The following is a 22,474-nucleotide window of genomic DNA, read 5'->3' on the forward strand; positions in this document are numbered from 1 at the left end:
TGTATTTACATTACCACAATAGTAGAACGTTATCCGAATTATTTGACTGGCGAATTTATTCGCTACCTAGACGGTTCGCTCGGTTTCATCTCCCAGCTAAAGAGCGTGGGAGCCTTCACCCATCGCTTGAACGGTAAAACATAGATTCTTGACGGCTTTTTACGGGCCAATCTTCATTCTCACCGCCGATGATCAGCCGTTCGATGTGAACATATTCTTGAGACAGTTGCTTCAGGGAATTGATCAGAACATCAAGTGCGATCGCATCGGATGTCCCTAAATCAAACCAGCAGCGTCCCCAGGTTCCCTGATAATCAAAGTCTCCTTGATTGTGCATCAGTGCCATGAGGGCGCTGTCTGTTTCTCGGTCATCATACTCCATATAGCTGATATCTACACCTGTCTCCTGCACTTGGAGATTTTCCGCATCAAATCCTCCCAATTTTCCTAGGTAAAACCATGAATTGAATAACTCTTCAATATAATCTTTTTCCATGGGGGAAGGAACAGTGGCAAACTCTAGCCAGATCCACAAATCGAATGGGTTATACTCGCGAAACTCTACCCGCATAGGTCATCAATCATCAGTTATCTAGAAATGTGACAAGGTTAAGCTGAAACAGGGAATCGGAATCAAGACTGCTTCCCCAGCTTCCCCAACAGTAACGGAGAGGGTGGGATTCGAACCCACGGACTCTTTCGAGTCACTCGATTTCAAGTCGAGCGCATTCGACCACTCTGCCACCTCTCCAGGCTTATCTATCATATCAAGCCTAAGCGTTCATGGCGACTGTCTAGAAACAAATTGTCCGCCAAAGGGTTGAGGGCGCCGATAGAGAAACTCTTCTAGCACTACAGAATAGTCATTTCCCACCCAAACCAGAGAAATTGAAGCCACTACACCCTCTTTCATCGACACCAGGGAAAAATTTCGCAGTCGGTCTGTTTCCGTTTTCACAATTCGGGGTACACTGGCTGAGTTGAGATACACCGTTCCCTCTGAACTGGTGGTGACAATAGTTCGCAATCGCTTGGTTGTGTGGCGTAATCGGTGATGCATGTGACCGAATGTGACCAAGGATATCTGTTTTCCCATCGCCTGAGTTTGTGCGATCGCGGCTTCAAAATCGGGGTCCCCATGATCTCCGCCCAAGGGATGCCAATCCCTACCACAAGGCGATTCGGCTTCCTCGCCTAACCCCGTCGGTCCATTATGACCCAAAAACAGAATCCTGTTGTATTCTGTCGCTTTGGCGGCGGCGACTATTCGTTCAACAGACTCCTCAAAACTGTTGACCCCATACCAATCTCGATAGAAATCCTGATTTTTCCATGCTGATCCCCCCCAACTAAACGGACGAGCCCCGACTACCGAAAGCTGAAGATCACGAAAGTCCAAATATCCATAACCAACATGGGCATCTCCGAGCGCCTCTAACTGATCTTGTAACCAATTTTCCTGTTGACGGTTGTACGGACATTTTTTCTGTCCCCAAGCTGATGCGGTATACCAAGCATCGTGATTTCCCAGAATCACAGCTTTGGGCAGATCAACCGCAGCAACTCGCTCAACTACACCCACCGACTCATTGCCAAAATCCCCGACAAACAGCGCCAAGTCAACACCCAACCGTTGGAGTGCGATCGCGTCTTGTGCTTCCCATTGATCGTGAACATCACCAACGACGGCTATTTTAATAGATGGCTGATTATGACTGGTCATATTCATGGTTTCTTAATTGTTCCTGTTTCCAGCATAAAAAGTAGGGGCTTGGTTACCAAGTCCCTACTTAATGGCACGCTTGTTCAGGTTGGTGGGCAATGCCCACCCTACGGTATATCAAGGTTTCGGCGATCCCCAAATGCACGCTTTTCAGTGCCATTAACTCTAAGCTTTTTTACTCCATAGCACCGAACTGGCTCCGAACAACCCAATGGCGACTAGTCCTGCAACTGTACCGGGTTCCGGTACTGAAGCATAAGAAAATCCTTCTATTTTCAAGCCCACTAGCGAACGAGCATTCGCTTGGTTAGGATTAGGAGAACCCAGTAGCCAACTCATATTGGCAATACCCGAAAGCGATGTGATTGAGGTATCACTAGCAAAATAGTTTTTCGTGATAGTGGTGTTACCCTGACCTGGGGGGGCAATAGCGGAACTGAACACTGGATTGACTGCGATTCCATTAACCTGGTTGACTTCCAGAAACATTTTAGTCTCAGGATCGACTTTACCCGATGCCGTTGTTGCTCTTGTCCAGAGGTAAAAGCCATTAAAAGACTTAGCAGGTGGGTTCTCTTGGTTAAAGGCAATGGTTCGCCCACCGAGGCTAAAGGAAACGGTATTCCCATCCCACGTTAACATCCATGGCACTTCTTGACCATTTTGCCAATTCCAGTTCAACTGCTCAACAGTTCTCAATCCATCATCTTCTTTGGTGGCAAACTCCCAGTCGGCAAAGCCTTTAGCACCCGCTCTTCCTTCCACCGTCCAGTTCAAGTTAGTCCAGTTTGGGGGGGGAATATCACCCTCGCCGACAAAGGTTAAATTAATCGCCGCAGCGGGTTGGGATAACATGCCAAAACCGAGGACAGAGGCTCCCACCGCCAAGGTTGTGGTGACTAGCTTGTTTTGTATCGTATTCATGTGACCTCCCAAATAGACGAGACAGTATTTTGCTCTATATCTAGTTTAATTCTTTGAACAGAGAAAAATATTAAGGATTCTCCCCCCTCATTTAACCTGCCTAAATTGCTGGCTGAAGCCCTTACCTGGAGTGCAATGTCTGGGAAAACTTGGATGTGGCTGGTGCTAATCGGTATGATTCTTTGATTAATCAGCGTCGGTAAAATTCTATCGGAGTGAGGAAAATGTGGCAATTGGGAGTTAACCTACTATAGGCGTTGAATCAGGAGTGTATTATTGATGGAACGGGTTAAAGTACAAATGATGTTCGAGAACGCCCCCAGAACATCCCATAAAGACTATTCACCGGAGTTGGAAGACTTAAACGGAGAACGGGTGGAATTATCTCGGCTACCCTGTTGCGGCGAGTTGATCTCGTTTGCTGAAGGGATGCTGCACCATATTGGACCCTGCTTCACTGTAATTGAGGTTGTCCATTTCGCATCCCCAAAGGAAAATGGTTTAGTTGGTCAAATCATGCTACGCAAGTGTTTTCCTCGCTAGAGCATCCTTTGCTCAGATCCCCACTTTCAGATAGATGCTCATTCTAGATATCGGAGGATAACCTCAAAACGCAAACCTTTGGCAGTGAACCATTATGCAATTTGTGTCCGATCCTCCTATTGCCGAAAAAATCCAGCAGATGAAACAACGAGTTCGCTGGCAAGATCCGCTAATCGTTGAACGGGATATCGATCAAACTCGGCTGGTACTAGACGATGATAGACCCGATCATCCAGAGTTCTCATTTTTAGTCGTCGGTGATACAGGCTTTGGATCTCATAAACAACATGATCCACAACGCAAAATTGTGGAAATGATGCTAAATCACCGCGATGACTGCCGCTTTGTATTGCATACCGGTGACGTGGTATATCAGGTAGGTTCGAGTGAATATTATCCCCAAAACTTTATCAAACCCTACCGCGAGTTTATCGTCGATGGCGACTCTCACCATAAAATTGCTTATGACCAAATGGTGTTTAATTTTCCCTTCCTCACCATCCCTGGAAATCACGATTACTATGATTTACCCTTCGTCTATGGCTTTATCGCACAGGTAACTTGGCCCCTGCGCCACCTGTTGAAGACTAAACTCGATCTGAATGTAGGTTGGCACGGATCACATCAGGGTAAAGCTTACACCAAGGCATTCCTGGACTATCTGAAGCCATTGAAGCAGTGGGGAAAGTTGGAAAATCATCTAGACGACCACTATACGGCGAAAACAGACACAGGACGTTGCTTGCGCTATCAACCCGGAGAATTTACCCGTTTACCGAACCGTTACTATACGTTCCGTAGTGGCGGAATTGACTTTTTTGCCCTTGATTCCAATACCTTTAACGCCCCCGCACCGATTCCAGCCACGCCAGAAGGGGAAGCCTTTCGCCGCGTTTTAGAACAGCGACGGGATGAATTAGAAGCCGAAAAAATGCAACTTATGGAAACCGCCGCTACCCTGGATGCGGATAACCCGGAAGAAGCAGAACAGCTTGATGATTTGAATGTGAAATTAGAGCAAATTGATGAACTAAGCTTGGATATTAATAAACAATTGGCATCGGATGAAGAAACTACTATTGACTTTGAACAATTGGACTGGCTACGCCAACGGCTAACCCAGTCTTGGCAGACTCAAGAGGTACGGGGACGGGTGATTTACCTGCATCATCCCCCCTACGTAACCGAAGCAACCAAATGGCAACAGGCACAAACATGGGCAGTTCGTCGCCGCCTCCGTCAAGTTTTGGATGCTGTGGCGACGGAGGTGGGTGATGTAGCCCAGGGGCGTCCTTTGGTGGATTTGGTGCTCACCGGTCATGCCCACTGTTTAGAATATCTAGAAACGGTTGATACCGGACACGCGGATTCTTATATGCCCTGGATTATCTGCGGTGGGAGTGGTCATAGTTTACGACGTCAACGCAAAGAAGGTTCAGAGATAATGGAATCTGTTGGGTTTATTAACAATAATCCCTCCCGTATGGTAGCGCGATCGCGTCTTTATGTCGGTCGTCATGGTCATGGTTCTAAAAAGCAGCGACTCTATTCATTTTTACGGATTGATGTTCTAGAGGGTGATCCGCCGAATTTCCGAGTTCAACCGTTTATTGCTGAACGCTGTCACCGAACCTGGGATAATTATTCCCAGGAAGCCTTTGTTATTGGTTAGTGAACAGGGAACAGGGGACACAGAACAGGCAATAGGGAATTCATAACAGATTTAGCTATGACCAAAGAAACCTTTGATGTTGGTGAATATGTCGATCGCATGGCGGAGTTTATTGATTTGCCGATTGACCCAGAATACCGTCCTGGTGTCGTGGATAACATTACTCGAATTGCCGCGATCGCACAATTGGTGAATGACTTTCCCTTACCGGATACTATAGAAGCCGCACCAATCTTTGAACCATGACATTTAATTGGAGACAAGCCGACGCTGTGGGGATAGCTACGGCGGTTTATCAGGGTGAAGTAACCGCCAGTGCGATCGCGCGGGATTGTTTGGCGCAGATTGATTCCCGTAACCCTAGCTTAAATTGTTTTACCGCAATTACGGCTGATACGGCAATCGCTGAGGCGGAACGGGTGGATCAGGCGATTAGCCGAGGGGAATTTCCTGGCGTCTTGGCTGGGGTTCCTTTTGCGGTGAAGAATTTATTTGATATTGCTGGATTAACCACCCTAGCCGGCTCAAAAATTAATGCCGAAAATCCCCCAGCCAACCACGATGCTACCGCCGTTACCCGACTTAAGCAAGCGGGGGCGGTGCTGGTGGGGGCTTTAAATATGGATGAATATGCCTATGGGTTTGTGACTGTAAATAGTCATTATGGGGCAACACCAAACCCTCATGATCCGACTCGTGTCTCCGGTGGATCATCTGGCGGTTCCGCCGCTTCGGTTGCAGCCAGATTAGTCCCCCTTACCTTGGGTTCCGATACCAATGGTTCAATCAGGGTTCCCGCTTCATTGTGCGGAGTTTTTGGGTTAAAACCAACTTATGGGCGTTTATCACGGGCAGGGGCTATTTTATTTTCCAGTAGTTTAGACCATATTGGTCCGTTTGCCCGTTCAGTACGGGATATTGCGACAGCGTATGATATCCTTCAGGGAAGCGATGAACGTGATCCGGTTTGTACACAACGTCCCCCAGAACTTTGTTTACCACAACTGGAAGAGGGAATTGAAGGATTACGGATTGCGGTGGCGGGGGAGTATTTTGCTCAAGGCGCTACCCCAGAAGCCTTGGATGCTGTCGCCAAAGTCGCCCAAGTGCTAAATGTCACCGCTACAGTTAGGATACCTGAAGCGCATCGGGCAAGAGCGGCGGCTTATATTATTACGGCGACAGAAGGGGCTAATCTACATTTTGCCAACTTGCGATCGCGTCCGCAAGACTTTGACAGAGCCACGCGCGATCGTTTTTTAGCGGGGGCTTTAATTCCCGCCTCATGGTACATTCAGGCGCAACGGTTTCGCCAATGGTATCGCCAAAGGGTACGAGAAGTGTTTCAGACGGTGGATATTATTCTCGCCCCGACTACGCCTTGTGTCGCCCCTGGCTTAGATCAAGAAACAATGGTAATTGGGGGAGAAGAGGTATTAGTGCGCCCAAATTTGGGACTATTTACCCAACCTTTGTCATTTATTGGATTACCTGTTTTATCAGTGCCTGTCAAGCCCTCTAGTTCTCTGCCCTTGGGTGTGCAAATTATTGCTGCTCCTTATAATGAAGCCATGATACTGCGCGTAGCTGCCGTATTGGAGAATAAATTATGAATTCAGTGATTAGCTGACATTAGGAAGGTTTTATCGTAATTTCTCCTACCATACCTGCTTCTGTATGTCCAGGAATTGAACAATGGAGTTCATAAGTTCCCGGTTTCATCGGCACAAATACCCATTCAGCTTCACCAGTCGGTTTTAGTTCCAGTTCATGGATTGCCCCTTTAACCTCTACTTTGGCGGCTTCAACTTTTTGAGTCCAACTCGCATCAGCGAAGTCTTTGGCGGTGAAGTAGTGCTTTTGGGGACTGGGATTATCCAGCAATAGTTTATAGCGTGTACCAGCGACAAACTCAAATTGGTTGGGGAAGAACTTCAATTCATCCGCTTGATTGCCCAAACTAACATTAACTTCTACGGCTGGAGTCGCCGCGATCGCTGGGAAGCATACTACGTTAATTCCTAGAATTAGTCCAATGATTGCGGTTAAGCATCGGCGAAGCCATTGATTTTGCCAGAGGTGACGATCAGGGGCTAAAGCCCCTACTACGAGACGATTTAAGGACATTTTTATTGACATCATACTATTCAAATATTGCACCATTTGGATTACATCTATTTTATGTATTCGTCTTAGTAAAAGTCAGGAGGTTGGGTTGACGCGCCGAAACCCAACAGAATCCTGACTTTCACCGTATGTGGAGCAACGCGAGTATTGATTATGTAGGGGCGGGTTTCACGGCTATCTTTTTGGTTACACCTAGATGGAACTAAACCCGCCCCGACTCAGGTTTCTAGACTTGCCGTGAAAAGTTAGAACAGAAATCTTGGGCTAAAGCCCCTACTACGAACCCGCCGTTACTATTACCAGATTATCAGGATGGAGTAATTCTTTCGCCGCCTGATTGACTTGTTCTAAGCTAACGGCTTCAATGTGACGGACAAATTCCCGCAGTTCATTGGAGGTTAACCCATAAACTTGATTGTCGAGAATGGTTTGGGCTAAGTTGTCAGGATGGGCAAGTGTGACTGGATATTGGCTGGTAATTGAGCGTTTAGCTGTAGCTACTTCTGTTGCTGTAACTCCTTGCGCCTGTATCTGTTGCAGTAAATTAATCGTATTCGCGATCGCACCTTGAGCATCTTCGGGGGCTGTCTGCATTTCAATCACAAAGGAACCGTCGTGTATTCCTGTCTGAAAGGAACTGTAAATCCCATAAGTTAAGCCTAAGCGATCGCGAATCACGGTTCCCAAACGACTGGCTAAGGTATCGCCGCCGACAATTTGATTGAGAACTAACGCCGCATAGTATCGCGGATCAGTGCGATTAATCGCGTCAGTACCCATAAATGTAACCGATTGGGATTTCCCTGGTAACACTCGATTGAGACGCACCACCCTAGAAGGTAGCTCAACCGCAGGAATCGTTAGCTGAGGCGGCTTCCCTGGGGCTGTCCAAGTGCTGAATTCCTGTTCTAGGAGCGATCGCACCTGCTGGGGTTCAAAGTCGCCAACCAGCGTCAGGATGGTAGTATCGGGACGATAATACTCCTGATAGAATTGCACTACATCATCACGAGTAATTTGACTCAGGCTTTCAAACGTCGGGAAACTGTGAAAGGGATGATTTTCTGGATAAAGAGTTTGGGCTAAGGTACGCTGTGCCAAAGAAGCGGGGTCATCTAATTCGATTTGCAGATCGGTTAATGCCCTTTGACGGCTTAATTCCAGTTGATCCGTCGGAAATGTAGCCTGTTGCAAAACATCGCTGAGGATGGGAATTAAAGAAGACAGATCAGGAGACAGAGCACTAGCACTTATAAATGTACCTTCCCGCGCCGTATAAAAGTCTAAATTAATTCCCCGATCTTCTAAACCTTGAGCAAGGGTTAATGCATCCTGAGTCTGAGTTCCATTCATCAGGTTTTCAGCCGTGAGTTCCGCTAAACCCGACTTCTGAGGGGGATCATTTGCCCTACCTACTGGAATATATCCATTTAAAGTCACCGTTGGCGTACTGCGATCGCGCAAAATTAGCACCTGTATCCCTGAGTTTAAAATAAATTGTTCGGGTAGGGGTTGGTTTGTTGCCAAGGTTGAATCAGAAACGACAGGGGGTAAATACTGGGCGACTGCTGCGGGTTCGGCTGGAGACTCAGCATAAAAATGTTCAGTTGTTTTACTAAAACTACCGATACCGCGACTGGGTTCATCCTGAATCTGAGTCGGTTTAAACAAGCCAACAGTACGTTGTTGCGGAGTAAGATACTCTTGGGCAACGCGCTGCACGTCTTGGCTTGATACTTGGGCGATGGCGGCTAAATAGCGATCGATGAAGCGATAATCCCCCGCCGTGGTGTGATCCACCCCTAATTGAAAACCTTGACTCGTGACATCACGGTTTTCTAGAATCAGTCCTGCTTTGAGTTGAGCTTTGGCGCGGTTGAGTTCAGCATCAGTCACGCCTTGGTTTTGTAAAGACGCGATCGCCTCTTGCAGGACGCTATCAATCGCGTTAAGATCTTCACCTGGATCAGTCGTAACAAATAGAGCATACCAGCCCTTATCCCGGAAATTCGCCGCATACCCCCCCGCATCACTTGCCAATCCGGACTCCACTAAAGCTTGGTAGATTCGGGAACTACGTCCTGATGTCAAAATATAATCCATCACATCAATCGCCGGAACATCGGGGTGATTAATATTAGGTAGAGGGTAAACCACCTGTACCAGCGCCGCACTACCGGGTTGTTGTAATATAACAGGATTCTCCCTTGCTTCCCCTAGAAGGGCGGGTTTAGTCAAGTTATCGGTTGGGCGCCATAAGTTATCCGTCAAACCCGCCCCTACACCCCCTGCTCCTCTATCCCTTGCCGTATTGGAATCCGTCCTGTCTAAATCCTGCTGACTGACACCGATTGTACCAAAATACTGATTAACCGCATTCAGAACCCTGTCGGTTTCAAAATCACCGACAATAATCACAGTGGCATTGTCAGGACTGTAATACGTGCGATAATAATCCTGAATCTGTTCCAGGGTAAAACGTTCCACATCGTCCTGAGTGCCACCAACGGGTAAACCATAGGCATGGTTAGGAAAAAGTTGCCCCATGACCGCGCGATCGAGGCGATATTCTGGGTCATTTTCATACCCTTCTAACTCTGAAATAACCACCCCTTTCTCCGTCGCGAGTTGTTCGCTATTAATCTGGGTATTTTGCATCCGATCTGCTTCCAGAATCAGCAGGGCTTCGAGTTTATCGCGCTTAACGGTGTTGTAATATGCCGTTTGGTCATAACTGGTGAAGGCATTCGATTCTGCGCCTAAAGCACTCAGCAAGCGACCAAATTGAATCGGGCGATTGGTTGTGCCTTTAAACATTAAATGTTCGAGCTGGTGCGAGATTCCATTTAATCCTGGCGTTTCATTGCGCGATCCGACATTATACCATACCTGGACAGTGACAACAGGGGCATAATGGACTTCTTTGGTGAGAACGGTTAAACCGTTGTCCAGTACAGTTTTGCGAACCGTTTCAGTGAGAGACAATGAGGAATCAGAGTTGGTGTGGGGTAGAGGAGTTTGACTCAAAGTTGCTGTATTAGAGAAAAGTAGCACGGCGCTAAGGCAGAGGCTAAAAAGTAGAATGGGCAAGAAATAGCGATTGAGAAGATGAAACCCAGGCATACGGTTAATAATACTGCTCCTTTGATTTGAGCATTGTACCTTCTAGAGGAACTTCAGAGAATCCGAGTCGCCGAAACCCTCGCTATCCCGTAGGGTGGGCATTGCCCACCAGCCTTAAATCAGTCCCCCATTCAACGAATCAGGCAAGTTATATCAAGATCAAGACTTTGTAGATTTATAGCAGTTCGCTCTCGCGTAGTTACAGTACAACCGTTCTAAATCCCTCCTGATCAAGCATCCCTCTCTAATGTGTAAATACACGCCTAGCGAAGCGCTATAACATTGGGAGAGGGGCTGGGGGTGAGGGTTTTCCGCTTAAGTTGACACGGATGAACACTACCGTGCGCCTACAGACGCGCCATGGTGCGTCTCTACAAGGGACGCCACAATTTAATCGTCTGATCCTCACTCCCACTAGCAAGGAGTCCATTGGAATCAATGGCAAGGGCGTATACTGGAGCGGTATGCTCATCAAGGGTTTGGATGAGTTCCCCCCGATGCAGATGCCAAACCTTGATCGTCTTGTCCTCACTCCCACTGATCAGATATTCACCATCTGGACTCAGCGCGATCGCATACACCGCTCCTGTATGATCTGTTAGTGTAGCCAAAAGTTTCCCGGTTTCAAAATCCCATACCTTAATCGTCTTATCCTCACTTCCACTAACAATCGTTTGCCCATCGGGACTAATCGCCACCGCCCTCACACTGGCTTTATGTCCACTTAGCGTCCGCAATAGTTCTCCTGTCGCCAATTTCCAAATTTTAACCGTTTTATCCCCACTTCCACTGACTAAAGTTTGACCATCTGGACTAATCACCAGGGAATACACCCATTCTTTATGCCCAAATAAGGTGCGGAAGGGTTCACCGGTGTTTAAGTTCCATAACTTAATTTTGTGCGAACCACTAGCAATGGTTTGATTATCCGGACTAATCGCTAGGGAATGAATCTGCTTGCGATGTCCAGAAAGCGTCCACAGCAGTTTACCCTGATGTAGATTCCAGACTTTAATATAACTGCGATTTTTAGACTGATCGCTACTGGCTAAAATCTGCCCATCGCGGCTAAGGGTAAGCGTCAAAACCCCACCTGAATGCCCATTTAATTGCTGAATGGGTGTCGAATTCAGGCTGATAATATCCCAAATCTTAATTGTACTATCACCCCCACAACTTAACAGGGTGCGTCCATTGGGATGAATTGCGATCGCGCTTACTTTGCCACTGAGTCCCGTGAACGTAGAGGCTAAGATCAAATTAGCACAGGTCTGCGGCTGTTGAGGGGATGCGATCGCCTCTAATAATTCCTGAACTTGATTTGCCCCCTGTTCATCTCCCACGGCGGCTAAACAGGATTGCAGCATCTGGCAATAGTTTTGATCCTGTTGGGTTAATACCAATCCCATCGCCTCAAATGCCTGCAAGCCTTCTATATGAGGCTGTTTCCGTTGTTGCAGCCACGCTTTCACAGAGGATTTAATCTGTATCGTTGCCCAGGATTTATCGGGTAAACAGCTTAAACTCTGTGCTAGTTTTAAACTTAGTTCCGGTTCCCAGTAGGGGCGTTCCCTGACGAGTGACTCTAACACCTCTTGGTAAATTGAAAGGGTGGTTTGCATCACCACTTGAACTAAATCGGGATCAGAAACTTCCGCAATCAATGGCGGTAATAATTCTGGCAAAAGCGGCGATACATCCGAGTGAACCAAATGATGAATATCCGACACCCAGCCAGCAACTAAACAGTGACAGGTACTTAAAAACTGGCAAAAGTTGTCCCAGTCGCCACGGTTCACTTTATAGGGAAAAATCAATTCACGCGGATCAATTCCAGCTTGTTGCAATTCCTCGGCTTCTTCCAGGTAAGCTAAATTAATCGCATTGTCACCCCCTTTGGCATTAATATCCTCAATACTCTTGCCCAATGCCAGTAGTTTATCTCGTGTGGTTTTCCATTTCAGCGCCCGGACTTTTGCTGATTCATAGATAAAATCTCGATAGGATAGCTTACATAAGGTTGAATAGCAATAACTGTCCTGTCCTAAACCCCAATAGGCGAGGCGAAAAATCATAAAATCACCATCAATTTCCGACTCTAGAATCAAGGTTGGCTCAGATTTCAACAGACTAAAAAGCGCCTTAATACTCGATTCACTATGAAACCGCTTACTCTCCCACGCCCCCCCTAAAAATTCAGTGGGTCTCACTTGAGAGTGTAGGGGATAATGTTGACTTAAGAATTCTCGCAGTCGTTGCGCCAAACCCAGTTCAATGTCTGGTACTTGTGAGTTCATCTCGCCAAAACGTTCAAACTGAACCTGGGGAGGGGCAATAAAAATTCGCAGGGGAATCGGGCGATTGGGGCGATGCGGTTCTAGCAGTTGGGAGGGAAACAGGCGTAGGGGCCAATGATCGAGGATTTTATGGACTTCCGGTAACTCGAGGGTGGTTTGCCGTTGATAGGCGGCGAGTTTGAGTAGGGTTTCGCGATGTTCGGCGACGAGTTGTTGCTGAAGGGCTTTCTGTTGCTGGAAGTGCTGCTGTTGTAGGTGATCCGTTTCGTCCAGGGTTTGCGCGAAAGCGTGAATCACGTCTGGCAGTTTGTTGGCAAAATGTTGCCCCATCGCCATCAGTTTTTCCCTATGAGTGGGTTCATCGACCGCCTGATAGGGTAAGATAAGAGGCTTGGGTTCAGATGTTGGTTTCTCGTTTAAGGGTATACCACTGAATTGATTGGTCGTTTTCAGATAGACTAAGGTCTTAAAAACGGGAATAGCCCATTGCAGAAGTAATTTTAACCACGGCTCCATAACAGTTATATCCAGAGGCAGCATTGACCTGAATCGTCAGGATTGACGCTTGTTTTACCGTTGAACCACCATCTGTGGGGACTCTTATTGAACATTTTTCTCAACTTAATCTTAAAACTAATGAGAGTATAGCGTTTATCACTTCTCTCTCATCCCCTAACCCCTTCTCCCCCCTTGCAACAGAAGCTCCCGCATTCCTCTGTCCTCCAACGGGAACCATCACTTCCAGACGCTTCTAGCATCAAGGAAAGGCATATTGCTTTCCTCTCCCACCCCCTTGCAACAGAAGCTCCCGCATCCTCTGTCCTCCCCCGTGCAAAAAAAGCTCTCGCATCCTTTGTTTTCCCCCGTGCAACAAAGGCTCCCGCATCCTCTGGTCTCCCCCTTTTTAAGGGGGACGGAAGGGGGATCTATAAGGGGGACGGAAGGGGGATCTAAAAAGGGGGACGGAAGGGGGATCTAAAAAGGGGGGAACGAGGGGGATCTAAAAAGGGGGGAACGAGGGGGGTAGGGGGTGAGGGCTGTAGCTTAAGTTGACACGGATGCTTCATAAATTGTCCCTACTCTAGGTTTATCCGAGTCATATCGGCATTGACCCAGTTTTCACAATCCTTGGTTATCGGTCAGGATGACACAATCAAGGATAGCAGGGAGGGGTGACATCCCCCATGTAAAGCACAACACAATCAGCACATCGGAAGCCCTAAATTTTTGCTCTTTAAGCTCAAGCAAAAATAGAGCTAACTGGGTAAAACATTGAACCCGTTTTAACGGGTTTAAGCTTTTAGCCGGAACTTGAGTTCCAGGCGTTAGCTTAAGATCGGCTACCTGCGGTCACTAGATCAACATTCTCACACAGTACGTCCGTTGCGTTATATTGTTCCCACAAAACCCGATAGAGATGTAAAGGCGAAGTCTTACCCTTCACCCAAACAGGTGGCATTTTTTCTAGGGGAATACTCGGATCACCCAGCTTCTCAAATGTACTTTGAGCCATTAAAATTTCCCCGGCTTGAGCCACGTCACAAATTCGACTGCTCATATTTGTCGTATCACCAATCGTGGCATATTGAATTAAATTTTTAGAACCGATATTTCCCGCTGCAACCGTACCAGTATTCAAACCAATGTGAATCTGAATGGCTCGTCGGTTTTCTCGAATCCAGGTCTGATTTAAACGGGAAACCGCCCATTGCATTTCAATCGCTGCCTGTACCGCTAAATCCACATCATTAGGTTGGCGATAAGGTGCGCCCCAAATGGCTAAAATCCCATCACCGATATACTTTTCTAAGGTTCCTTCGTAAGGAAAAACAATCTCTTCAACAATGATCTGAAAATACTCATTCAGCATTTCCACCACTTGATGCGGTTCCATTTCCGCCGACATTTGCGTATAGTTGCTAATATCGGCAAACAAAGCAGTTACTTCTGTCTCTACCGTGGCTAAATTTCCTTCTTCCCGTAACTTGCGACTCACCGATTGGGGAAAGAATCTTTCCAACTTTGCCCGCATCACTTCCTGTTCCTGCATCTTCTTATAGAGGCGGGAATTTTCGATCGCGATCGCGGCTTGGTTCGCCAGACAGGTTAAAAACTCCAAATCCTCATCAGAGTAGATATCCGTCATTGACAAATTATCCACATACAATACCCCGATCACCTCATTTGCAGGTTTAAGTGGAACACACATTGCCGCATGAATCCCTTGTTTAAAAATAGATATTGAATCGTTAAATAAGGTGTCTTTACGAGCATCGTCCGTGAGAATTGCATTCCCATGATTGCAGACAAAATTAGTAATTTTACTACTGTAAAAATTATCTTCAGCCGGAATTCCGGATCGCCAGTTTACAGCTTTTTGTTCCAGAATACCACTGGTTTCATTGACCATCAAAATTGTGGCGCGGTCAATATGCATGATTTCAAACAGCAAATCGACGATTTTTTGCAGCAATTTATTGGGTTCTTCGGGAGAAGACAGTTGTTTACTGACTTCCAGTAAAATTTGCAGTTTATCAACGGTTCGTTGATGAGCATCCCGTTGCCTCAGTTTAATAATAGAGTTTTCTGACTTATCGGGTTGCAATAAGTCAGTAATTGTAATTCGCGTTTTTTCTGGGGAAACTTGCTTAATAATTGAAATTTCAGTATCCGTGTCTGATGATCCAGTTTCTTCTACCTTAGGGATTTGCTCGACAAATTTGAATGATACATCTCCTAAACGAATAGAATCTCCATCCTGAAGTTTACATTGCTCCACTTTAAACTCATTGACGAACGTACCATTGAGACTATTGAGATCCCGAAGTATCACACCGTCAGGGGAGAGCAAAATCTGAGCATGGTAGCGGGAAAGATAGCTATGGTCAACCACAATACTGTTATCCTCTTCCCGCCCAATTGTATTCGCTCCCAAACTTAATGGATAAATTTGCTCGTGCAATATATCACAAGTACAGATTAAGTAAGTCACGTTTTTAAAAGGGTAAGATTGCTGAAAATTGTTAAGGAAACACTATGTAGTTCAGTTAAATTGCCATGCTCAACTTATGTTCTTTCTGTTTCCGGAAACCTCAGGAGTTTTCCGGTTCAGTTTCAACCTTTAGGTGACAATATTTGCGCCCCAAAAACCGTTCGGCGTTGAGTTTAGTTGCCTCAACTCAACCAGCAGAATTTGGCACTTAGTGCTTATCTAAGTAGTATTAGAACGGGTTTCCGGAGGATCGCGCTTCCAAAGGGCTTGTGATTCGGTATTGAATTACAAGGGAAGCTCTTAGTAGCCGAGTCTTATTTAATGTTTCTATCTCACTATTCTGACTACAGGGATTCTGTCAGATAGATATGTGTTAGGAGTTGGTGAGGAATTGGCAAAGAGTCTATAAAGCTTCCCCATCTTTCAGACGTTCCACGCCTTACGTCTCTACAATCTTCTCTATTCTGGAGTCTTCCTAAACCGGAAATGCCTCAGGGGGAGCAATATCGGCTCCTGCTGTTACACCGATTTTGCTTGATTTAATCCCAGGCGTATGGGTAGATTGGGTATTTTCAGCTTGCGGAGAAATAGAGTTTTGACCAGAAGGAACAGGTTCTGGTTCCGTTGTGTTTTGTGGTGCAGATTGTTGGTTCGACATCCAGTTGAGTCCTCCCACCGCTCCTGCAATCAATGTGGCGTAACCTAGATATAAATGAACAGATTTAAGATGAAACCCTGTAGCTGATGGGTCTTTATACCAGGAAGGAACCACAGACTTGACCGGATCAGTTTCTGGCAAAGACAAGGCTAATCCTACACCATCTAACCCTAGAGCATAACCAAGCCGACGAATGAAACCACGAATATAAATATCCTCTGGTAGCTGAGCTAGATGTCCCGTTTCTAATGCTTCAATTTGATGAATGGGTACTAAGGTTTGGCGATGTAGTTGCTGAAGGCTCAAAGAGCGGGATTTACGCGCTCGTCGCAGTTGGTGACCGATTTGTAACAACACCTCTTCCCGCTCTAGGGTAAGCTTTTGCTCGGCTAATTTTGCTTTGGTGAGTTTCTTGCGCGATTTAGTTTCTCCAATCTCTCTATTCACTAAACTGGGCGATAGATTTGTCTCAACAGGATGGGACATTGTTTCTCCAGAACCCATGGGACATTCCGTCTCTTCGGTTTGGGGAATCTCCAACTCCTGTTCTTCTGTCGGTTGATTCATTCCTTCAGAAGCCACAGGAGTCACAGGAACAACCTTATACTGTCTCGCAAATTCTTGAAACGTCAACCTTACTGCTTCTCGCCCAACCGCCTTGACTAAAATATGGGCGTTACTTGATGCTTCTCCTAACATCGTCTGTAACCCAGCCATTGTGCGGCGGTAAACTTCACTATCGATCAATTCTGCCTCAATCTGATTCAGAATAGACCGCAATCCTTCTTGAGAAAGTTCAATGGTTGAGCTATCGATAAAACCATTACCATACGTAGGTCGCATTACCATAACTTGCTCTTGCTCGTGGTTGTTTACATATTTTAAGGATGAGGTACTCCAGAGTAAGGGATTTGGTTGGATAGGATTAATTCCCTTCTCGTGGGCGGTCAAATCCTAGCATCCTTACCTCCAACATCATTATTGAATGAACACCAAAGCCTGAGTTTGGAGTTCATTCATCTGACCGCAACAATTGGCGAGTGAATTGACAAAGGCTGGAAGTCGTTTGATCACCTTTTTCTGTCATCAAGGCATTCATCCGGATAATCTGAATGATGAATTGTAAATAATCAATTGTAAATGATGAAAAAATAATCGACCCCTGGCAAATATAAAAACCCCTTCACGCTGAATGAAGGGGTTTTATTGCATCTGAAAATTGAATTGGGATGGGAAGTGGAGCCTACGGGAATTGAACCCGTGTCCGCATTGGCTATTTACCTATCGATCATTCACAGGCTTAGCCCTTCTAATCCTCAGAGCGGGAACCATCCATTATCCCGGATGGTGGGATGCTTTGGTTGAGTTCTTTGCTAGCCAGCCGACCAAAGACAGCTAACCAGCGCATCCGTTGGGGTTGTGTTCTTAGCCCTTAACGGAGTCAGACTAAAAACGCTCGAACCTATAAGAGGTGTTTAAGCGGCTACAGGAGCTGCCTTACGAGCAAAAGGAACGATGTTGTTCGCAGTTACTTTTTTTTGAGTCCGGTATTTACGAGAGAAGACTCACTCTCGACCTGTATCACGGGTTGGCTTTGACCAACACGTCGAAACCATTAAGGCCCCTTGTGATATATTTCTCATTTTAATCAAAAGTTTGGCGATCGACCACTGTAGCCTGAGAATTGGGGAAGTGCGAGAGTTTTGACCCTTGACGACTGAAGGCATAGTTTGTCGGCGCGGGTTTCACTAAAACTCAACCTGCCCTGAGCGAGTGTTGACCGTCTGGGAATTGGCGATTGGCGACGGGCAATGCATACGACACTGCAAACAACTGTATTCAATGTTACAAAAACTTCATTGATGGGAGTGTAATACTAAATCGCGATTATCTCCGGAACCTCAATGAAGTAAGCCGGAGCCGGATAGAAGATGCTAACACGTCGAGTGACTTTCAGACTTTATCCAAATAACTCCCAATGCGACAAACTCCATTGGACAAGAAAAATGCACTGTGACCTATACAATGCGGCTATTGCAAACCGTAGGACACAGTACAAACACTTTGGTCATTCCGTTGATTATTTTGAACAACAGAACTGTTTGCCTGAGTTTAAAAAAGTTTGGGTTGAGTATGCAGAATTAGGTTCTCAGACGTTACAAGCTACATTAAAACGTGTCGATATAGCCTATCAACGTTTTTTTAAGGGTTTGGGTAAATATCCCAAATTTAAAGCCAAACGACGATATGCAGGTTGGACATATCCTAATAAACAAAGTTGGCGGGTCTCCTCAAATGGCAAAAATGGTCATCTAGAGCTGAGAGACTTGGGAGAGAAAATTTATATCCGAGGTAAAGCCAGGACATGGGGAATTCCAACAACCTGTACAATTTTCTTTAGGAATGGTAAATGGTATGCATCAATAACTGTACAATGTGAACCAACTCGTCAAACGGGTACAGGTTCTATTGGAATAGATTTGGGTTGTAAAGACGCGATAACTCTTTCGACTGGTGAGAAAATTCCTAAACCAGACTTTATTAAGGAGGGACATAAAAAGGTCAAGGTGGCTTCAAAGCGTTTGAGACGCAAGAGAACCCCTAACAGGAACAAGAAAGTTAAAGCCTCAAGACGCTGGAAAAAGGAATGGAAGAGAGTTTCTCAACTCCAACGGAAAGTCACCCGACAGCGGCAAGATTGGCTGCACAAGACAACCAGCGATATAGTCAGCAGTAATAGCCTAATCGCTGGTGAACAGCTAAATGTCAGAAAAATGACAGGCAAAGCCAAGAATGGTAAACGAAAACTACAGAAAGCTGGATTAAATCGGTCTATCCTTGACGTTGGTTTTGGTATGATTGGAGACTTGTTAAGCTATAAAGCGGCTGAAGCTAATGGCTTCTATGTCGAGTCACCAACACAGAAACTCAAACCTACTCAGCGATGTGCTAAGTGCTGGGAACTGACTCCCAATACCTTAGCAGATAGAGTTCATGTTTGCTCTAATCCCGACTGTAATCATGTTGAGGATAGAGACGTAAATGCTGCTCAAGTCAACGAGATTTGGGCAAGGGGGCAGGAACTGTCCTCTTTAGACGCCGAGTCGCCTAGCTCTACTGCATACGGAAGTATGAAGCAGCCATCGGCGAAGAAACGTCAGAAACAGCGACTTCAACGAAGTAAGTCGCCGTAGTTCATCGTGTCATGCTGGTCTGGTACATATAAAGAAACGTAAGTGAGGATCTAGAATCTTGAAAAAGGTAGAAGCGATTATTCGACCCTTTAAGCTCGATGAAGTTAAAATCGCCTTGGTCAACGCTGGAATTGTAGGGATGACGGTTTCAGAAGTTCGAGGATTTGGACGCCAAAAAGGTCAAACCGAGCGTTATCGAGGTTCTGAATACACCGTTGAGTTCCTACAAAAGCTCAAGGTGGAGATTGTCGTCGAAGATGCCCAAGTCAATATGGTAGTAGACAAAGTTATTGCTGCTGCTCGCACGGGTGAAATTGGCGACGGGAAAATCTTCATCAGCCCCGTCGAGGAAATTGTCCGGATCAGGACGGGTGAACGGAATCTGGAAGCTGTTTAACCTAACTTATGAATTATGGATTAAAAATTAACTTTTCTAATTCATAATTCATAAAAGTTGGTTGAACTGGGGGAGGAGTAATTTAAAGGCTTTACCACGGTGGCTGTAGCGTCGCTTCAGTTGTGGAGTCATTTGGGCAAACGTCAATCCCTGTTCTGGCACATAAAAAATCGGATCATAGCCAAAGCCACCTGTACCCAGGGGAGCCTTGAGAATTTCACCTCGACACACGCCCTCCACTTCTAAGGCGATTGTGCCATTAGGACGAGCCATCGCGATCGCACAAACAAATTGCGCCCCCCGATGAGACGTATCTCCCAGTTCAGACAGCAACCGCTCAATCCGTTCAGCATCCGTTTTCCCATAACGTGCTGAATAAATACCAGGCGCTCCGTTTAAAGCATCCACTTCCAAGCCAGAATCATCTGCGATCGACCATTGACCTGTAGCTTGGGCTACCCCTAACGCCTTGAGACGAGCATTAGCCACAAAAGAATCGCCAGTTTCCTCAATCTCGATTTCCGGTGGCTTAAGCTGCAATTCCCATGGCAAATCATCGAGATATGCCTGCATCTCCCGTAATTTACCTGGATTTCCAGTGGCAACAATTAATTTAGTCATTTGTCATTTGTTAGGGAACAGGGAATAGGGAATAGGGAATAGGGAATAGGGAATAGGGAATAGGGAATAAGGTAATGGGCTATAGAAATTTTGTCTCCCATCTCCCCCTGCTCCCCCTGCTCCCCCTGCTCCCCCTGCTCCCCCTGCTTCCCCTGCTTCCCCTGCTTCCCCGGCTTCCCCTGCTCCCCCGGCTCTCTCATCGCTGATTCCTATTTGCCCAATCTTTTGCCCAACTGAGGGTTTGGCGAACTTGTTCTGGAGTCGAGGCTTCACAGTAAAGGCGTAAAACGGGTTCGGTGCCACTGAACCGAATCAGTAACCAGCTACCATTAGCTAAGCGGAATTTATACCCGTCGATTGTCTGACAATCAACAACTGCTTGACCATTAATCTCAGTAGGAGGTTGGGTTTGCAGTTGGTTAAGTAGGCGCGATCGCTCTTCCATACCTGCTAGATGTAGATCAATGCGGTCATAAACTGAGGTATAGCCTGTTTGCTCTTGTAAGCGTTGGTAAAGTTGGCTTAAATCCATACCAGATTCCGCGATCGCTTCCAATAGATACAGGGCGGAGAGTAAAGCATCCCGTTCTGGGATATGAGTCCCATAACCAATTCCACCCGATTCTTCACCACCTAGCAAGACTTGGGTAGAGAGCATGCGATCGGCGATATATTTGTAACCAATGGGGGTTTCGTAGAGGGGCAATTGATAAAGCTGGGCAACTTTGGGAATTAGATCCGAACCACTAATCGTTTTTACCACTTCCCCCGTCCATTGCCGCCGAGATGCTAGATGTTCAATCAGAATCGGGATGAGAATTTGAGAGCTGAGGAAATTCCCTTGTCCATCAACCGCCGCGATGCGATCGCTATCTCCGTCAAAGACTAATCCTACCCGTAAATCTGCCTCGGCTTGCCGTCTGTGAGTACGGATGCTGCGGAAGAGTTGAGAAAGGTAACGGGGTAAAGGTTCAGGCGCACCGCCACCAAATAAGGGATCACGGGAGCTATTGAGTTCCTGGATCGGTACATTTAAAATCCTGCTCAAGCCTCCTGCTGCTGCGCCGTGCATGACATCGGCAAAGACAGTTAATTTGCCTTGAGTAATCAGGTTTTGAATACTAGCCAAATTCACCTTTGAGCGCAGAGCATCACAATAACTTGACCAGGGATCGAAGAATTCGATTTTACCTGGTGTTTGCGCTGAGGCTGGTTGTTGAGCAAGTTGGGCTTCAATTTTTTGGGTAATTTCTGGCGGAACTGATCCACCAAATGCCCCCTTCACTTTTAATCCCAGGTAACTGGCTGGGTTATGGCTAGCCGTTAGAACCAAAGCACCTAGTGCATTCTGATGATTTGCTGCCCAGCTAAATGCTGGGGTTGGCGCGTAATCCCGAGAAAGCAACACATCAAATCCTAAGGATTGGACAACCTCCGCCGTCTTTTTAGCAAAAGTTTCCGCCATAAAGCGCCGATCATAACCGACAACCACGGTACGGCTACCGCTGGTTTTGCCATAAATATCAGCGAGGATTTGAGTAGCGGCTGTCGCGACTAACGCTACACGCTCAAAGGTAAAATCGGCGGCGATCACACCTCGCCAGCCGTCTGTGCCAAACTTAATTTCATCCATACTCACTGCTCAAGAATAAGATTTAATAAGATAAAGTGCTAAGACTGACGGCTGGATCTTAGCACCTGTTGCGCCAACTGTCTTGTTGGAACAAAATCGTTTAGTCCCGCCTCTCGTATTCACTCTCTCCTGCTGCTCACCATAGTTCCACCAGAAGTCTCTACGACCCCCGCACCCCCGCAGCTTAAGCATTTTCTTTGGATTCATCTTCAGAAAACGCTTCCGGAAAATTCGTCAGCAGCGATCGCAGCTTCATCCGCGCCACATAGGGCCAGCCACCTAATTCTTCAATATCTTTGAGCAGCGCATACAGAGTTTGCCGATTGTCGGGTAACGAATCCTGAAATAGGCTATCTCGAATCTCCCGGTGCGCCTCTTCCAGCGTCCGCAGCAGAGCTAGCAGCGTTAATGTGTCCCCTTGGTGGCTATTGGCTAACGCCCAAATCTCCGTCTTTAGAGCTGGCAATTTGACCTGTAGCGTCTGGGTATCTAACTCATTACTCAAATTCATCCTACCCCTGTCAATCTTAGTTGTTTCTTGCCACCCGCTTGATGGAAAGCGTAAAAGTG

At 46.4% G+C, this 22,474-nt stretch carries 18 protein-coding genes, 1 tRNA gene and 1 other RNA gene; 6 read left to right on the plus strand and 14 right to left on the minus strand.

Translation table 11 applies throughout. The features are described from left to right. Positions 1-115 precede the first annotated feature (115 nt). The 4 genes from RIM23_RS27705 to RIM23_RS27720 all read right to left on the minus strand — a co-directional run bounded on the left by RIM23_RS27705 (position 116) and on the right by RIM23_RS27720 (position 2,647). Positions 116-571, minus strand: coding sequence for a DUF3531 family protein (locus RIM23_RS27705; RefSeq protein WP_446371298.1), 456 nt, complete (start codon positions 569-571; stop codon positions 116-118). Positions 572-666: 95 nt separating this feature from the next. Further along, a tRNA-Ser gene (locus tag RIM23_RS27710) sits at positions 667-751 on the minus strand. 30 nt (positions 752-781) lie between these two features. Beyond that, entirely contained in the window at positions 782-1,723 is a 942-nt protein-coding gene (locus RIM23_RS27715) for a TIGR04168 family protein (protein ID WP_446371348.1), read from the minus strand. Positions 1,724-1,888: 165 nt separating this feature from the next. Next, positions 1,889-2,647, minus strand: coding sequence for a choice-of-anchor W domain-containing protein (locus tag RIM23_RS27720; RefSeq protein WP_446371300.1), 759 nt, complete (start codon positions 2,645-2,647; stop codon positions 1,889-1,891). Between the two features lie 279 nt (positions 2,648-2,926). Between RIM23_RS27720 and RIM23_RS27725 the strand changes: the two genes are divergently transcribed. The 4 genes from RIM23_RS27725 (at position 2,927) to RIM23_RS27740 (ending at position 6,475) form a co-directional block, all read left to right on the plus strand. Next, complete coding sequence (locus RIM23_RS27725) at positions 2,927-3,190, plus strand: hypothetical protein (protein ID WP_446359200.1); 264 nt, start codon at positions 2,927-2,929, stop codon at positions 3,188-3,190. A gap of 94 nt (positions 3,191-3,284) precedes the next feature. Then, complete coding sequence (locus RIM23_RS27730) at positions 3,285-4,862, plus strand: metallophosphoesterase family protein (RefSeq protein ID WP_446371302.1); 1,578 nt, start codon at positions 3,285-3,287, stop codon at positions 4,860-4,862. Between the two features lie 57 nt (positions 4,863-4,919). Continuing rightward, a complete protein-coding gene (locus tag RIM23_RS27735; RefSeq protein ID WP_446371304.1) occupies positions 4,920-5,108 on the plus strand; it encodes a DUF4089 domain-containing protein in 189 nt (62 codons plus the stop codon). Continuing rightward, positions 5,105-6,475 carry an AtzE family amidohydrolase gene (locus RIM23_RS27740; RefSeq protein ID WP_446371306.1) on the plus strand — a complete coding sequence of 457 codons (1,371 nt, stop codon included), beginning with the start codon at positions 5,105-5,107 and terminating at the stop codon, positions 6,473-6,475. The genes RIM23_RS27735 and RIM23_RS27740 overlap by 4 nt, the downstream gene beginning before the upstream one ends. A gap of 19 nt (positions 6,476-6,494) precedes the next feature. Here the strand turns inward: RIM23_RS27740 and RIM23_RS27745 are convergent, their stop codons facing one another. The 6 genes from RIM23_RS27745 to ssrA all read right to left on the minus strand — a co-directional run bounded on the left by RIM23_RS27745 (position 6,495) and on the right by ssrA (position 17,684). Continuing rightward, a complete protein-coding gene (locus RIM23_RS27745) occupies positions 6,495-6,989 on the minus strand; it encodes a plastocyanin/azurin family copper-binding protein (RefSeq protein WP_446371308.1) in 495 nt (164 codons plus the stop codon). A gap of 276 nt (positions 6,990-7,265) precedes the next feature. Next, positions 7,266-10,112, minus strand: coding sequence for a M16 family metallopeptidase (locus RIM23_RS27750; protein WP_446371310.1), 2,847 nt, complete (start codon positions 10,110-10,112; stop codon positions 7,266-7,268). A gap of 371 nt (positions 10,113-10,483) precedes the next feature. Further along, positions 10,484-12,949: a WD40 repeat domain-containing protein gene (locus RIM23_RS27755; RefSeq protein WP_446371312.1), complete on the minus strand. Its 2,466-nt coding sequence runs from the start codon at positions 12,947-12,949 to the stop codon at positions 10,484-10,486. A 790-nt stretch (positions 12,950-13,739) separates the two neighbouring features. Continuing rightward, a complete protein-coding gene (locus RIM23_RS27760) occupies positions 13,740-15,401 on the minus strand; it encodes an adenylate/guanylate cyclase domain-containing protein (RefSeq protein WP_446371314.1) in 1,662 nt (553 codons plus the stop codon). A gap of 475 nt (positions 15,402-15,876) precedes the next feature. Continuing rightward, complete coding sequence (locus RIM23_RS27765; protein WP_446371316.1) at positions 15,877-17,010, minus strand: helix-turn-helix domain-containing protein; 1,134 nt, start codon at positions 17,008-17,010, stop codon at positions 15,877-15,879. Between the two features lie 283 nt (positions 17,011-17,293). Beyond that, positions 17,294-17,684: a transfer-messenger RNA gene (gene ssrA, locus RIM23_RS27770) on the minus strand. 306 nt (positions 17,685-17,990) lie between these two features. Here ssrA and RIM23_RS27775 point away from each other — a divergent pair. Together RIM23_RS27775 and RIM23_RS27780 are read left to right on the plus strand one after the other, a co-directional pair. Beyond that, positions 17,991-19,253 (plus strand): RNA-guided endonuclease InsQ/TnpB family protein, encoded by a 1,263-nt coding sequence (locus RIM23_RS27775; protein ID WP_446371318.1) that lies wholly within the window; start codon positions 17,991-17,993, stop codon positions 19,251-19,253. A 58-nt stretch (positions 19,254-19,311) separates the two neighbouring features. Further along, positions 19,312-19,650, plus strand: coding sequence for a P-II family nitrogen regulator (locus tag RIM23_RS27780; protein WP_446354173.1), 339 nt, complete (start codon positions 19,312-19,314; stop codon positions 19,648-19,650). Between the two features lie 48 nt (positions 19,651-19,698). Here RIM23_RS27780 and rdgB read toward each other — a convergent pair whose 3' ends face one another. From rdgB to RIM23_RS27800, 4 genes are all read right to left on the minus strand, one after another. Beyond that, entirely contained in the window at positions 19,699-20,271 is a 573-nt protein-coding gene (rdgB, locus tag RIM23_RS27785; RefSeq protein WP_446371320.1) for an RdgB/HAM1 family non-canonical purine NTP pyrophosphatase, read from the minus strand. Between the two features lie 3 nt (positions 20,272-20,274). Beyond that, complete coding sequence (locus RIM23_RS27790) at positions 20,275-20,544, minus strand: hypothetical protein (RefSeq protein ID WP_446371354.1); 270 nt, start codon at positions 20,542-20,544, stop codon at positions 20,275-20,277. Continuing rightward, positions 20,468-21,904 (minus strand): phosphoglucomutase/phosphomannomutase family protein, encoded by a 1,437-nt coding sequence (locus tag RIM23_RS27795; RefSeq protein WP_446371322.1) that lies wholly within the window; start codon positions 21,902-21,904, stop codon positions 20,468-20,470. Before RIM23_RS27795 ends, RIM23_RS27790 begins: the two co-directional genes overlap by 77 nt. A 184-nt stretch (positions 21,905-22,088) precedes the next feature. Then, positions 22,089-22,415: a hypothetical protein gene (locus RIM23_RS27800; protein WP_446354169.1), complete on the minus strand. Its 327-nt coding sequence runs from the start codon at positions 22,413-22,415 to the stop codon at positions 22,089-22,091. Between the last annotated feature and the right edge of the window lie 59 nt (positions 22,416-22,474).

The sequence above is a fragment of the Coleofasciculus sp. G3-WIS-01 genome, assembly GCF_040223135.1.
Classification (GTDB): domain Bacteria; phylum Cyanobacteriota; class Cyanobacteriia; order Cyanobacteriales; family Coleofasciculaceae; genus Coleofasciculus.

What these genes read in the sequence shown, in the direction of transcription:
- RIM23_RS27730 (WP_446371302.1), top strand. Translation starts at nt 3,285, where the DNA reads ATGCAATTTGTGTCCGATCCTCCTATTGCCGAAAAAATCCAGCAGATG.
- RIM23_RS27775 (WP_446371318.1), top strand. Translation starts at nt 17,991, where the DNA reads ATGCTAACACGTCGAGTGACTTTCAGACTTTATCCAAATAACTCCCAA.
- RIM23_RS27800 (WP_446354169.1), bottom strand. Translation starts at nt 22,415, where the DNA reads ATGAATTTGAGTAATGAGTTAGATACCCAGACGCTACAGGTCAAATTG.
- RIM23_RS27795 (WP_446371322.1), bottom strand. Translation starts at nt 21,904, where the DNA reads ATGGATGAAATTAAGTTTGGCACAGACGGCTGGCGAGGTGTGATCGCC.
- rdgB (WP_446371320.1), bottom strand. Translation starts at nt 20,271, where the DNA reads ATGACTAAATTAATTGTTGCCACTGGAAATCCAGGTAAATTACGGGAG.
- RIM23_RS27755 (WP_446371312.1), bottom strand. Translation starts at nt 12,949, where the DNA reads ATGCTGCCTCTGGATATAACTGTTATGGAGCCGTGGTTAAAATTACTT.
- RIM23_RS27750 (WP_446371310.1), bottom strand. Translation starts at nt 10,112, where the DNA reads ATGCCTGGGTTTCATCTTCTCAATCGCTATTTCTTGCCCATTCTACTT.
- RIM23_RS27725 (WP_446359200.1), top strand. Translation starts at nt 2,927, where the DNA reads ATGGAACGGGTTAAAGTACAAATGATGTTCGAGAACGCCCCCAGAACA.
- RIM23_RS27740 (WP_446371306.1), top strand. Translation starts at nt 5,105, where the DNA reads ATGACATTTAATTGGAGACAAGCCGACGCTGTGGGGATAGCTACGGCG.
- RIM23_RS27745 (WP_446371308.1), bottom strand. Translation starts at nt 6,989, where the DNA reads ATGTCCTTAAATCGTCTCGTAGTAGGGGCTTTAGCCCCTGATCGTCAC.
- RIM23_RS27720 (WP_446371300.1), bottom strand. Translation starts at nt 2,647, where the DNA reads ATGAATACGATACAAAACAAGCTAGTCACCACAACCTTGGCGGTGGGA.
- RIM23_RS27715 (WP_446371348.1), bottom strand. Translation starts at nt 1,723, where the DNA reads ATGACCAGTCATAATCAGCCATCTATTAAAATAGCCGTCGTTGGTGAT.
- RIM23_RS27705 (WP_446371298.1), bottom strand. Translation starts at nt 571, where the DNA reads ATGCGGGTAGAGTTTCGCGAGTATAACCCATTCGATTTGTGGATCTGG.
- RIM23_RS27735 (WP_446371304.1), top strand. Translation starts at nt 4,920, where the DNA reads ATGACCAAAGAAACCTTTGATGTTGGTGAATATGTCGATCGCATGGCG.